Raw genomic sequence first — 12,557 nt, 5'->3', positions numbered from 1 at the left:
CGCGCGGCTCAGCAGCGGGGCACGGGCTTGCTGTACGAGGTGGTGCCGGGCGTGGCCACGTAGTGGTCCGAGACGTAGTGGCCGTTGTCGAGCCGGTCCCAGATCCGGGTGGGGCCGACCGCCGCACCGGACCGCTGACAGGTGACCCACGCCAGCGCTCCGTTCGGCGAGGTGCCGACGGCGGTGTACCCGGAGCCGGGGCCGCTGCGTTCGGTCACGCCCGCCGGGGCGGTCACCTGGTACGGGTAGGCGCAGCGGGGCAGCGGCGCGCTGTAGCCGGTGCCGGAGGGGGTGCTGACGTAACGGTCCGAGACGTAGCCGCCGTTGGTGAGCCTGTCCCACACCGACGTGGTGCCGACCTTGGTGCCGGGCGTCTGGCAGACGACCTTCAGCGTCGAGCCGGGGGCGTAGGTCACGGTGACCGGGTAGCTCGTCGCGGGCCCGGTGCGCGCGTTGAGCGGGGTCGTGCTGGTCACCTTGTACGGGTACGCCACCGTGGCGACGGGAGCGTCGAGCCGGTCGGTGTCGATGTTGAGGGTGACCCCGCCGTAGGTCTCGTCGTGGCCGCCGCGGAACTGCTTGGCGCGCTGGTGGGCGGCCCACTTGGCATCGGCGATGCCGGTCCAGCCCTTGAGGGAGTCCACGCTGTCGTAGCGCGCGATCCACAGGGCGTCCGGGCGTGCGTACGCCGTGGACGTGTAGGCGTCGGCGAGTTGGCGGGCGCCGAGGTTGAGGTTCATGTAGACGCCGGAGACGTAGCCGAGCCGGTGCAGCTCCTTGGTCCAGGCGGACATGTACGTCAGGACGGCCGTGCGGCAGGTGGCGTCGGTCTGGGTGTAGTGCTCGATGTCGTTGTAGAGGGCGCTGCCGGGCAGCATGCCGAGGGCCTTCGCCGCGGCGATCGCCTCCGTGGCGGCCGCGGTGCCCTGCGAGCGGGCCGTGGCGGGGCTCGTACTGATCTTGGCGTCGGACGGGCGTGCCCCGCACGGCGGTTGCAGGCCCTTGTGTATGGGCAGCAGGCGCCACTTCAGCCCCGTCACGGAGGCTACCCAGGACGCGGTCAACTGGGGCTGTACGCAGGTGCGGTTGACACCGGAGAGGTAGACGCCGAGGGCGCGGTAGGGCGAGGCGTTCCAGGCCTGCACGGTGGTGAGCGGCGGGGCCGTGCAGGCGTCGAGGGCGAGCCCCGAGTAGCGGGTGGCGGTCGAGCCCGCCGGGTAGCCGACCGGCGTGGCCGGTTCGGCCGTGGCGACGGGAGCGACCGCCAGGGCAAAGGCGCCGCCGAGGAGGCCGGCGGCGGTGAGGGCGAGGAATCTTCGCAGGGCGGAGCGCGAGTACGGCATGAGGACCCCCCTGAGCGGTGTGGCCGAGTTCGCTCGCCCTCACGGTGCGTCCCCGAGTCCCCGCCAGTCCACAGGCGTGCAGGAACTTCTCGCCCGGTTCGCCCCCGGCTCCCCCGGCCGTCACTTCCGCAACAGCGCCCCCGCGCGCGGAGGCCGTCTCAACCCCCCGGCTCCCGGGGCCGGTTCACGCCCCGGGAGCGAGGACGGCGTACCGCCGGGTGAGGCACCCGGCGGTACGGCGCACTCAGTGCCCGCCGGTGAAGGTCTCCCCCCGCTCCGCCTTCTCGACCAGCAGCGCGGGCGGCTGGAACCGGTCGCCGTAGCGCTCGGCGAGTTCACGCGCGCGTGCCACGAAGCCGGCGACACCGGTACCCGCCCCGGCGCCAGCACCTGCCCCGGCGCCGCCGTCGTAGCCGTTGATGTACTGGAGCACACCGCCGGTCCAGCCGGGGAAACCGATACCGAGGATGGAGCCGATGTTGGCGTCGGCGACGGAGGTCAGCACGCCCTCTTCGAGGAGCCGGACGGTGTCGATCGCCTCGGCGAAGAGCATGCGCTCCTGCATGTCGCGGAACGGGACCTCGTGGCCGGGCTTGGTGAAGTGCTCGCGCAGTCCCGGCCACAGTCCGGCCCGCTTGCCGTCCTCGCCGTACTCGTAGAAGCCGGCGCCGCCGCTGCGGCCGGGGCGGCCGAACTCGTCCACCATGCGGTCGATGACCGCCTCGGCCGGATGCGGCGTCCAGGTGCCGCCGGACTCCTCCACCGCCCGCTTCGACTCATTGCGGATCTTGCGCGGGAGGGTGAGGGTCAGCTCGTCCATGAGCGAGAGGACCTTGGCCGGGTAGCCGGCCTGGGCGGCCGCCTGCTCGACGGAGGCGGGCTCGATGCCCTCGCCGACCATGGCGACGCCTTCGTTGATGAAGTGGCCGATCACCCGCGAGGTGAAGAAGCCGCGCGAGTCGTTGACGACGATCGGCGTCTTGTTGATCTGCCGGACCAGGTCGAAGGCGCGGGCCAGGGCCTCGTCGCCGGTGCGCTCGCCCTTGATGATCTCGACGAGCGGCATCTTGTCGACGGGCGAGAAGAAGTGCAGCCCGATGAAGTCTCCCTGACGCTCCACGCCCTCGGCGAGGACGGTGATGGGCAGGGTGGAGGTGTTGGAGCACAGCAGCGCGTCCGGCTCGACGACGTGCTGGATGTCCTGGAACACCTTGTGCTTGAGCGAGGTGTCCTCGAAGACGGCCTCGATGACCGCGTCGCAGCCCGCCAGGTCCTGGACCTCGGCGGTGGGCGTGATGCGGGCGAGCAGCACGTCCGCCTTCTCCTGGGTCGTACGGCCCTTGGCGACGGCCTTGGCGCACAGCTGCTCGGAGTAGGCCTTGCCCTTGGCGGCGGCCTCCGGCGAGACGTCCTTGAGGACGACCTCGATGCCCGCGCGGGCGCAGGAGTAGGCGATGCCCGCGCCCATCATGCCCGCGCCGAGGACGGCGACCTTGCGGACCGGGCGCGGCTCGATGCCCCGGGGGCGGTTGGCGCCGGAGTTGACGGCCTGGAGGTCGAAGAAGAACGCCTGGATCATGTTCTTCGAGGTCTGGCCCGCCGCCAGCTCGACGAAGTAGCGGGCCTCGATGACCTGGGCGGTCTCGAAGTCGACCTGGGAGCCCTCGACGGCGGCGGCGAGGATGTTGCGCGGGGCCGGGTAGGGGGCGCCGCCCGTCTGCTTGCGCAGGCTGGCCGGGAAGGCGGGCAGGTTGGCCGCGAACTTCGGGTTCGCCGGGGTGCCGCCGGGGATCTTGTAGCCGGGCCTGTCCCAGGGCTGCCGGGACTCGGGGTTGGCGTCGATGAAGGCGCGGGCCTTGGCGAGCAGTTCCTCCGGCGTGCCGGCGACCTCGTGGACGAGGCCGTTCTCCTGGGCGCGCCGCGCGTTGTACTGCGTGCCCTGGAGCAGGACCTTCAGCAGGGCGTCGGCGATGCCCAGCAGACGGACGGTGCGGGCGACGCCGCCGCCTCCGGGGAGCAGGCCGAGGGTGACCTCGGGGCAGCCGATCTTGGTGCCGGAGGTGTCGAGGGCGACCCGGTGGTGGCAGGCGAGGGCGATCTCGAAGCCGCCGCCCAGGGCCGCGCCGTTGATGGCGGCGACGACCGGCTTGCCGAGGGTCTCGATGCGGCGCAGGTTGCGCTTGATGGCGAGGCCGCCGTCGAACAGGTCCTGGGCGGTCTCGGGGGTGACGCGGATGAGGTCGCGCAGGTCGCCGCCGGCGAAGAAGGTCTTCTTCGCGGAGGTGACGATGATGCCGCGGATGGAGTCCTGCTCGGCCTCCAGGCGGTCGACGACGACGGCGAGGGAGTCGCGGAACGCCTGGTTCATGGTGTTCGCGGACTGGTTGGGGTCGTCGAGGACGAGGGTGACGACACCGGTGTCGTCCTGCTCCCAGCGGATGGTGGTGCTCTCGGTCATGACAGGGGTCTCCGTAGAAGTCTCGTGAATCCGCAGGGGGTCAGACACGCTCGACGATGGTGGCGATGCCCATGCCGCCGCCCACGCACAGGGTGGCGAGGCCGTACCGCTTGTCCTGGCGCTCCAGTTCGTCGATCAGCGAGCCGAGGATCATCGCGCCGGTGGCGCCGAGCGGGTGGCCGAGCGCGATGGCGCCGCCGTTGACGTTGACCTTGTCCAGGGACAGGCCCATGTCCTTCGCGAAGCGCAGCACGACCGCCGCGAACGCCTCGTTGATCTCGACGAGGTCGATGTCGTCGATGGTCAGCCCGGCCTTGGCCAGCGCCTTGCGGGTGGCGGGCGCGGGACCGGTGAGCATGATGGTCGGCTCGGAGCCGGAGACGGCGGCGGAGACGATCCGCGCGCGCGGGGTCAGTCCGTAGCGCTCGCCGACCTCCTTGGAGCCGATCGCGACCAGCGAGGCGCCGTCCACGATGCCGGAGGAGTTGCCCGCGTGGTGGACGTGGTCGATCTTCTCGACCCAGTGGTACTTCTGCAGCGCCACCGCGTCGAAACCGCCGAGCTCACCGATGTCGGCGAACGACGGCTTCAGCTTGGCGAGCGAGTCGGCCGTGGTGCCGGGCCGCGGGTGCTCGTCGTGGTCGAGGACGACGAGGCCGCTGCGGTCCTTCACGGGGACCACGGAGCGCTCGAAGCGACCCTCCTTCCAGGCGGCGGCCGCGCGCTCCTGCGACAGGGCCGCGTACTCGTCGACGTCGCGCCGCGAGAAGCCCTCGATGGTGGCGATCAGGTCGGCGCCGATGCCCTGGGGCACGAAGTTGACGGCGAGGTTGGTCATCGGGTCGTTGAACCAGGCGCCGCCGTCCGAGGCCATGGGTACCCGGGACATCGACTCGACGCCACCGGCCAGGACGAGGTCCTCCCAGCCGGAACGGATCTTGGCGGCGGCCATGTTGACGGCCTCCAGGCCGGACGCGCAGAAGCGGTTCTCCTGGACGCCTGCCACGGTGTCCGGCAGCCCGGCCGCGACGGCGGCGATCCGGGCGATGTCGGAGCCCTGGTCGCCGACCGGGCCGACGACGCCGAGGACGATGTCGTCGACGGCGGCCGGGTCGAGACCCGGGAAGCGGTCGCGGATCTCGTGGATGAGACCGACGACCAGGTCGATGGGCTTCGTTCCGTGCAGGGCGCCATTCGCCTTGCCGCGGCCGCGCGGGGTGCGGATCGCGTCGTACACGTACGCTTCGGTGCTCACTGACAAGCCTTTCCACGAGGGTTTTCGGGGCGGAGGTCGGCGGGGTGACGCGGGGTGTCCTTCAGCATGCGGACCCCGGACTCGGGGGACACGGCGACGCGCTCATGGCAGCGGCTCCCGCTGGTCGTCCTGAGCGTCGGCGGGCCGGGGCACGTCGGCGTCCAGCAGCCGGGGCACGTCCCAGTCACGGGCCACGTCGTCGGCGTCGGCGCCCGGCCGGGCGGGGCCGGTGCGGATCGCTGTGGGGGTGGCGGAGAAGCGGGGCGCGGGCGCGGGCTGGGTGATGCCGCCGTGGTCGGTGAAGGTGCCGCGGGCCGCGAGGTGGGGGTGCCGCGGGGCCTCGCGCAGGGACAGGACCGGGGCCACGCAGGCGTCGGAGGCCTCGAAGACGGCCGTCCACTCGTCCCGGGTGCGGGACTTGAAGCGGGCGGCGACCGCCTCGCGCAGCTCGCCCCAGCGGGTCCAGTCCTTGCGGGCCGGTGCCAGGTCGTCCAGGCCCATCAGGGCGAGGAACTCCTCGTAGAACTGCCGCTCCAGAGCGCCCACCGCCATGTACTTGCCGTCGGCGGTCTCGTAGGTCCCGTAGTAGGGGCAGCCGCCGTCCAGGAGGTTGGCGCCGCGCCGGTCCTGCCAGCCGCCGGCGGCCAGCATGCCGTGGATCATCGCGGCGAGGTGGGAGGCGCCGTCGACGATGGCGGCGTCGACGACCTGGCCGGTGCCGGTCGCGCGCGCGTGGTGCAGGGCGGCGAGGATGCCGACGACCAGGTAGAGGGAGCCGCCGGCGTAGTCGCCGACGAGGTTGGCGGGGACGGCCGGGGGGCCGTCCGGGTCGCCGATCATGCCGAGGGTGCCGGTGACGGCGATGTAGGCGATGTCGTGGCCGGCGCGCTGGGCGAGGGGGCCCTCCTGGCCCCAGCCGGTCATGCGGCCGTACACCAGCCGGGGGTTGCGGACGTGGCAGTCGTCGGGGCCGACGCCGAGGCGTTCGGCGACGCCGGGGCGGTAGCCCTCGATGAGGATGTCGGCCCGCTCGGCGAGGTCCAGGACGCGGTCCGGGCCGTCCGGCGCCTTCAGGTCGACGAGCACCGAGCGCTTGTTGCGGTTGGTGATGTCGTAGGCCGGGTCGATCGCGAGGCCGGCGCCGCCGGGACGGTCCACGCGCACGACGTCGGCGCCGAGGTCGGCGAGGAGCATGGCCGCGAACGGGCCCGGCCCGATTCCGGCCAGCTCCAGCACGCGCACGCCCGCGAGCGGGCCCTGCCCCGGCGTTCCTGCCGTCATGGCGCCCCCAGTCATGTGACACAACCGATGTAACACCAATGATGCTAAGAACGTGTTCCACCTGGCACAAGACCCGGACGAGCAAGCGCTTAGCCAAGTTACCCGGACGGGCTCGTCGCGCTGCGCCGGGCCGCGCGTCGCGCCTCGTCCTTCTCACGCTAGCCTCAGCCACCGACAGCGGCGCGGGATGTACGACCGAGAGGTGTCATGAGCAGGCTGAAGAGGACGGACCGTCCCCACGACATCGTGCTCTTCGGAGCCACGGGCTTCGTCGGGACGCTCACCGCGCGGTACCTCGCCGCGCACGCGCCCGAGGGCCTGCGCTGGGCCCTGGCCGGCCGCGACGAGAACCGGCTCCGCGCCCTGCGCGACCGGCTGGGGCTCGGCGCGGACGTGGGGGTGCTGCGCGCCGACGTGGGCGAACCCGCCACGGTGCGCGCACTCGCGGAGCACGCGCGCGTGGTGGCCTCGACCGTGGGGCCGTACGTCCGCTACGGCGAGGAACTCGTCGCCGCCTGCGCCGACAGCGGGGCGGACTATCTCGATCTCACGGGCGAGCCCGAGTTCGTGGACCTGATGTACGTCCGCCACGACGCACGCGCGCGTGAGACGGGCGCCCGGCTGGTGCACGCCTGCGGTTTCGACTCGATTCCGCACGACCTGGGGGCGTACTTCACGGTCCGGCAGCTGCCCGAGGGCGTGCCGCTGACCGTGGACGGATACGTGACCGCGGACGCCACCTTCTCGGGCGGCACCCTCGCCTCGGCGCTGACCCAGATGGCGCGCGGGCCGCAGATGCTGGCCGCCTCGCGGGACCGCGGCCGGCACGAGCCGCGCCTGATGGGACGCCGGGCGACGGCGCCGACGGGCGCGCCGCGGTTCGCCAAGGAGATCGGCGCCTGGGCCCTGCCCCTGCCGACCATCGACGCGCAGATCGTGCGCCGCTCCGCGCGCACGCTGGAGCGCTACGGCCCCGACTTCCGCTACCGGCACTACGCGGCCGTGCGCCGGCTGCCCGTGGCCCTCGGCGGGGTCGCGGCCGTGGGCGCGCTCGTCACCGCCGCCCAGCTGCCGCCCGCCCGGCGCTGGCTGTCCGACCGGCTCAGGCCCGGGGACGGGCCGAGCGCCGAGAAGCGGGCGAAGAGCTGGTTCTCTGTCCGCTTCGTCGGCGAGGGCGGTGGCCGGCGCGTGTTCACGGAGGTCGCGGGCGGCGACCCCGGCTACGACGAGACGGCCAAGATGTTCGCCGAGTCCGCCCTGTGCCTGGCCTTCGACGACCTGCCACCGACGGCCGGCCAGGTCACCACGGCCCAGTCGATGGGCGACGCGCTCACCGAGCGCCTGCGCGTAGCGGGGATCACGTTCCGGGTGGCGGCGACCTTCTGATCGACCCCGACGGCACCCGGGCGCGGCTGTCACAGCGCGCTCGGCACGCCGTCCTCAGTCGTCGTGCTCGGTCGGCGGCCAGTCCCCCAACGCGTCCGCGATGCGGTCCCGCACGGCGGGATCGTGCGCGGCGGTGGCGAGCCGGACGGCGAGGGGGCCGATCTGCCACCCCGTGTGATGGTCGAAGAAGGGCGGCGGGCCCGCCTCGTTGTGGGCGAGCTTGCCGACCAGCTCCGCGAGGCGGACCAGGAGCCGCTGCTCCTCCGTGGGATGCTCCCAGGCCGCGAGTCCGCGCCCGCGCACCAGCGCGAACACCTCGCGCCCCTGGCCCCAGCGATCGCGATCGTCCGCGAGTTCCAGCGCGGCATCGATCTCCGGTGTCCGGCCCGGCCCCTGTGCCGCCGCCCGGAGCACCCGGCCCGCCCAGACGACGGGAAGAGGCTGGCGCTCGAACAGGGAACGGCCCCAGCTCCGTTCGGGATCCGCGGCCGCGTACTCGACGAGTGGGCTCCGCCCGCGCGTCGCCTCCCGCAGGGCCCGCCGGCACAGCGCGTCCGCCCGGCGCGTCGTCTCCGGGAGTCGGTACTCCGGCGTGAGCGCGAGGGTGTGGGCGCAGGCGTTGTCGAGGCTCATCCGGTGGCCGACGGAGACGAAGACCGGCTTGACGGCGTGCCGGGTGCGCAGGGCGCGGCCCACCTCCTCGGTGCCCGCGAGCAGCGGGGAGGCGCTGCCGCGCCGGGGGTCCGGGTCGTCGTACGTGAAGGTGAAGGGGTTCTTGGCGACGCCGATCGTCGGCAGGCCGGTGAGCACGCCGAGGTGGCTGGCCAGTCCGAAGCGCCGGGGGTGGGCCAGTCCGTAGCCGTCGCAGACGACCAGGCCGGGCGGGCAGGGCAGGGCGTCGAGGGCGGCCAGGACGGTGGGGATCTCCCGGAAGGCCAGCAGACCGGGGACGTACGGGAAGGAGATCCGGCCGACGGCCGTCGCCTCGGCCACCACCTCCAGGCTCGCCGCGTCCAGGACGACGGCCGCGGCGACGACCACGTCCCGCTCGTCGTCGTAGGCGACGTCCACCCCCGTGACGCGACCGGTACCGGGCGGCGGTCCCGGCTCGTCCAGCACCACCCGCCCGCGCAGCTCGTCCTGGACGGCGCAGGCCTGCTCCTCGGTCGCGGGCCAGCCCGCGGGAACGCGTACGGTCGTCATGGTGGGCACGACTGTACGGGCCCGGGGCCGGCCGCGCGGGGCCCGGGGGTAGGCTCGTGATCATGTTCGTGCTCGAACTCACCTACACCGCACCGCTCGACGCCGTGGACGCCGTCCTCCCGGCGCACGTGGTCTGGCTCGACGAGCAGTACGACCAGGGCGTCTTCCTCGCCTCCGGGCGCAAGAACCCCCGCGACGGCGGGGTGATCCTGGCCGCCGCGGCGGACCGCGCCCGGATCGAGGACATCGTCGCGGGCGACCCCTTCGTGGCGGCCGGGGTGTGCGCGTACCGCGTCACGGAGTTCGTCGCCACGAAGACGGCCCCCGGGCTGGAGCGCTACCGCGAGACGCTCGGCTGAGCCCGCGAGGTCAGCTCTTCCTGCCGCCCAGCGCGCGCTGCAGCTGCTCCTTGTTCATGTCCGAACGGCCCTCGATGTTGCGCCGCTTGGCCTCCTCGTACAGCTGGTCGTAGGTGGGTCCCTGGGCGCCCTGGTGCGACCGCCTGCCGCCGCGCTCGCCGGAGGACATGTCCTCGATCGAGGTGCGACTGGCGGTCTTCGACTCACCGGACCTGGCACGTTCCTTGTTCACCGTCCGCGCGGCGATCTCCTCGGCGCGCTCCGTGCTCTCGCCCCGCTCCAGCGCGCTCTCCTTGATGTGCTCGTACTGACGTTCCCGCTTGGGGCTGGAACCGCGTGGCACGACCGCTCACTTCCTCTCGTGTCGTGTGCGGTGACCGAGTACCCGCGCTCCGGCCCGCTACCTCAGCGCTCCAGCCGCGCCACACGCCCCTTCTCCCCCGCCGCCCAGCAGCTCAGGTCGGCGGTGCAGGTCACGGTGTCGTACGAGCCGGTGTCGATCGTCCGCCAGGTGCGGCCGCCGTCGGTGGTCAGGTCGGTGCCGGTCGGGCCGACGGCGAGGGCGGCGGTGCGGCTGTGCGGGAGCCAGGCGGCGCCGGAGCGGTAGGCGGGCGGGGGCGTCGCGGCGGGCGTCCAGCTGCGGCCGCCGTCCGGGGTCCGTGCCGCCGCCTGCGGTGAGGGCTGGTCGGCGCGGTAGTCGCCGCCGACCGCGAGGCCGTGGACACGGTCGCGGAAGGCGAGCGCGAAGACGCCGCGCGCCGGGTCGCCGGCCGGGACGGGCGTGTCGGCGGCCGTCCAGGTCCGGCCGCGGTCGGCGGAGTGCAGCACGCGCGCGCGTGCCCCGCCGCCGGTGGCCAGCCAGGCGTCCCTCGGGCCGGAGGTCACCAGGCACTGGCCGCTCGCCGCGAAGCCCGCCTCGCCGTCGAGGGCGGCCGGCATGCCGTCGCCCGGCAGCACGGTCCAGGAGCGGCCGCCGTCGCCGGTGGACAGGATGCGGAACCTTCCGTCCACCGGGTCGCCCATGGCCAGGCCGTGCCGACGGTCGAAGAAGGCGAGACAGTCGTAGAACGCCTTCGGGTCGGTGTTGCGGAACGACTCGGTCCAGGTGGCTCCGCCGTCGTCGGTCCGGTAGACGCGCGAGGCCTCGCCCTCGCCGATGGCCAGCACCACGGCGCGCCGCGCGTCGAACGCCTCGACGTCCCGGAACTGCAGCTCGGCGGCGCCCGGCGGCGAGACATCGCGCCAGGTGGTTCCGCCGTCCGTGGTGCGCAGAACGGTACCGCCGGTTCCGGCCAGCCAGGCCGTGTCGCGGTCGACCGCGGACAGCCCGCGGTAGCGGACCGTGGGGGTGCCGGTGTCCTTGAGTGCCCAGTGCGGTGCCCGGTGGTCCTGCGGCCGGGCCTCGGCCGGCGCGATCGTCAGCGCGGCCAGCGCCGCCCCGCACGCCACCCCCGCGGCGACCACTCGGTTCGTACGTCTCCCGCGTCGCGTGCTCCCCAAGCGCCTCATGGCGGGCGAAGCTAGTCCACCGCCCCGCCGCCGTCCAGGGTGCCCACGGGCCCCTCCCGATTCACCGGCGCGCGTCCGTCCCCCGGGGGCGCATGAACGCGGTGACCGAGGTCACTCGGAATTCCTGTGCACGGATTGGCCGATTCCGTCGTCTCTTCCTGTGCCAGACACCAGCCGTCCGGAATCCGTCCAGCCGTCACGAGGGAGCAAGGCGTTGTCCACCGTCATCGAGCAGCCCGTAGAGGCCCGACTCGTCGCCGCCGCACCGCGCATGCCGAGCATTCCCGCGATGCTGTGCTACGACCGCAGCGACCCGTTCGCGGTCCGCATGACCTTCCCCGCCCCGGCCACCCTGGAGGGGGTCGAGGTCTGCTGGACCTTCTCCCGCGACCTGCTCACCGCGGGCCTGGAACAGCCCGAGGGCCACGGCGACGTGCGGGTGCGGCCGTACGGGTACGACCGCACCGTCCTGGAGTTCCACGCCTCGGAGGGCACGGCCGTCGTGCACGTCCGCACGGGCGAGATCCGCCGTTTCCTGCAGGCGACGAGCGACCTGGTGCCCGTCGGCCTGGAGCACCTCCAGCTCGACCTCGACCACGATCTGGCCGAATTGATGCGGGACGCCTGCTGACTCAGCTCCCCTGCGCCAGCAGGGCGTTGAGCTCGCCGTAGGCGAGTCCGCCGGCCAGTGCCCCGTACGTCCCCGCGTCCAGCAGCTCCCGCGCGGCGCGGCGGACGACCGCGTGGGCGGCCTCGGCGAGTGCGGACCCCGTGCTGATCCGGGCCACGCCGAGCGCGGCGAGTTCGGCCACCGGCGGCGCGCCGGGGCCGACCAGAATGTTGAGCGGCCCGTCGACGCCGTCGGCGAGCACTTTGACGGTCCCCGGGTCGACGGCCCCGGGGACGAAGATCCCGTCGGCACCCGCGGCGCGGAAGGCGGCGGCCCGCTCCAGGGTGGCGTCCACGTCGCCGGCACCGCGCAGGAACGTGTCGATCCGGGCGTTGACGAACAGCGGCACGCCCTGGGCGTCGGCGGCCTCGCGGGCGGCGGCGATGCGCTCGGCCTGCTCGCCGACCGGTCGCAGCGGGCCGCTGCCCTCCTCGTACAGCGCGTCCTCGATGTTGACGCCGACCGCGCCCGCTGCGAGCACCGCGCGGACGGTGTCCGCGACGCCCGCCGGATCGTCGGCGTAGCCGCTCTCGATGTCGGCGCTGACCGGCACCCGGACCGTGGCGGCGATGCGCGCGACGGCGTCCAGCGCGCGGCCGCGCTCCAGCCGGTCGCCGTCGGCGGCGCCGAGCGCCCAGGCGAGCCCGGCGCTGGTGGTCGCGACCGCGGCGGCGCCCGCGTCCTCGGTGAGCCGGGCGCTCATCGCGTCCCAGGCGTTGGGGAGGACGAGCGGGCGTCCCGGGACGTGCAGGGAGCGGAAGGCGAGGGCACGGTCACGCAGGGGCTGCTGGTTCGTCATGCGTGCCACTCAAGCAGTGGTCCGGGGCCGGGCGCTGGCAGGAATCCGACAGGTACGTGGGATCCGGCGGGCGGCGAGACGGCACTCGTGGCGCGTTAATTGCGTTGACGCCGGCGGCGGCCCCCTCTTACGTTGCTTGACGGTTCTGTTGCCGTCGATCGGAGAAGGACGTTGCTCGTCTGAGGTCTTGAGACACCGCGTCACACACCTGAGGTGTGTGCGCAGCGTGCGACCTCGGCGTGCGAGCCGTCCTCGGACACAGGGCTCCTTTCCGCCTCCCGGTTTGTGCCTTGC

10 protein-coding genes and 1 pseudogene are annotated in these 12,557 nt (G+C 73.5%); 3 read left to right on the top strand and 8 right to left on the bottom strand.

Features of this window, described 5'->3' with window-relative positions:
* Positions 1 to 8: 8 nt before the first annotated feature.
* The 4 genes from IPZ69_RS03460 to IPZ69_RS03445 form a co-directional block, all read right to left on the bottom strand.
* Positions 9 to 1,343, bottom strand: a complete 1,335-nt coding sequence (locus IPZ69_RS03460) for a glycoside hydrolase domain-containing protein (RefSeq protein ID WP_235452139.1) — start codon at positions 1,341 to 1,343, stop codon at positions 9 to 11.
* 244 nt (positions 1,344 to 1,587) lie between these two features.
* Complete coding sequence (locus IPZ69_RS03455; RefSeq protein ID WP_235452138.1) at positions 1,588 to 3,801, bottom strand: 3-hydroxyacyl-CoA dehydrogenase NAD-binding domain-containing protein; 2,214 nt, start codon at positions 3,799 to 3,801, stop codon at positions 1,588 to 1,590.
* Positions 3,802 to 3,841: 40 nt separating this feature from the next.
* Positions 3,842 to 5,056 carry an acetyl-CoA C-acetyltransferase gene (locus IPZ69_RS03450; RefSeq protein WP_235452137.1) on the bottom strand — a complete coding sequence of 405 codons (1,215 nt, stop codon included), beginning with the start codon at positions 5,054 to 5,056 and terminating at the stop codon, positions 3,842 to 3,844.
* A 102-nt stretch (positions 5,057 to 5,158) separates the two neighbouring features.
* Positions 5,159 to 6,337, bottom strand: coding sequence for a CaiB/BaiF CoA transferase family protein (locus tag IPZ69_RS03445; protein WP_235452136.1), 1,179 nt, complete (start codon positions 6,335 to 6,337; stop codon positions 5,159 to 5,161).
* Positions 6,338 to 6,544: 207 nt separating this feature from the next.
* Here IPZ69_RS03445 and IPZ69_RS03440 point away from each other — a divergent pair, with 207 nt between their 5' ends.
* Positions 6,545 to 7,723 carry a saccharopine dehydrogenase family protein gene (locus tag IPZ69_RS03440; RefSeq protein WP_235452135.1) on the top strand — a complete coding sequence of 393 codons (1,179 nt, stop codon included), beginning with the start codon at positions 6,545 to 6,547 and terminating at the stop codon, positions 7,721 to 7,723.
* 519 nt (positions 7,724 to 8,242) lie between these two features.
* On the opposite strand, the pseudogene IPZ69_RS03435 reads toward IPZ69_RS03440, so the two are convergent.
* A pseudogene (locus tag IPZ69_RS03435) lies at positions 8,243 to 8,926 on the bottom strand (endonuclease V); the annotation flags it as partial.
* A 62-nt stretch (positions 8,927 to 8,988) separates the two neighbouring features.
* On the opposite strand from IPZ69_RS03435, the gene IPZ69_RS03430 reads away from it, so the two are divergent.
* Complete coding sequence (locus tag IPZ69_RS03430; RefSeq protein ID WP_235452134.1) at positions 8,989 to 9,285, top strand: YciI family protein; 297 nt, start codon at positions 8,989 to 8,991, stop codon at positions 9,283 to 9,285.
* A gap of 10 nt (positions 9,286 to 9,295) precedes the next feature.
* On the opposite strand, the gene IPZ69_RS03425 is transcribed toward IPZ69_RS03430, so the two are convergent.
* Both IPZ69_RS03425 and IPZ69_RS03420 read right to left on the bottom strand, forming a co-directional pair.
* Positions 9,296 to 9,628 (bottom strand): plasmid stabilization protein, encoded by a 333-nt coding sequence (locus tag IPZ69_RS03425; protein ID WP_235452133.1) that lies wholly within the window; start codon positions 9,626 to 9,628, stop codon positions 9,296 to 9,298.
* A gap of 62 nt (positions 9,629 to 9,690) precedes the next feature.
* On the bottom strand, positions 9,691 to 10,794 hold the full coding sequence (locus IPZ69_RS03420; RefSeq protein ID WP_235452132.1) for a WD40/YVTN/BNR-like repeat-containing protein: 1,104 nt from the start codon (positions 10,792 to 10,794) through the stop codon (positions 9,691 to 9,693).
* Positions 10,795 to 11,008: 214 nt separating this feature from the next.
* On the opposite strand from IPZ69_RS03420, the gene IPZ69_RS03415 reads away from it, so the two are divergent.
* Positions 11,009 to 11,425 (top strand): SsgA family sporulation/cell division regulator, encoded by a 417-nt coding sequence (locus IPZ69_RS03415; protein WP_235452131.1) that lies wholly within the window; start codon positions 11,009 to 11,011, stop codon positions 11,423 to 11,425.
* Between the two features lies 1 nt (position 11,426).
* Here the strand turns inward: IPZ69_RS03415 and IPZ69_RS03410 are convergent, their stop codons facing one another.
* Positions 11,427 to 12,263 (bottom strand): isocitrate lyase/PEP mutase family protein, encoded by an 837-nt coding sequence (locus IPZ69_RS03410; RefSeq protein WP_235452130.1) that lies wholly within the window; start codon positions 12,261 to 12,263, stop codon positions 11,427 to 11,429.
* Between the last annotated feature and the right edge of the window lie 294 nt (positions 12,264 to 12,557).

The organism is Streptomyces olivochromogenes (assembly GCF_021538895.1).
Classification (GTDB): domain Bacteria; phylum Actinomycetota; class Actinomycetes; order Streptomycetales; family Streptomycetaceae; genus Streptomyces; species Streptomyces olivochromogenes_A.
This window is presented reverse-complemented; position numbering and strand designations above follow the sequence as displayed.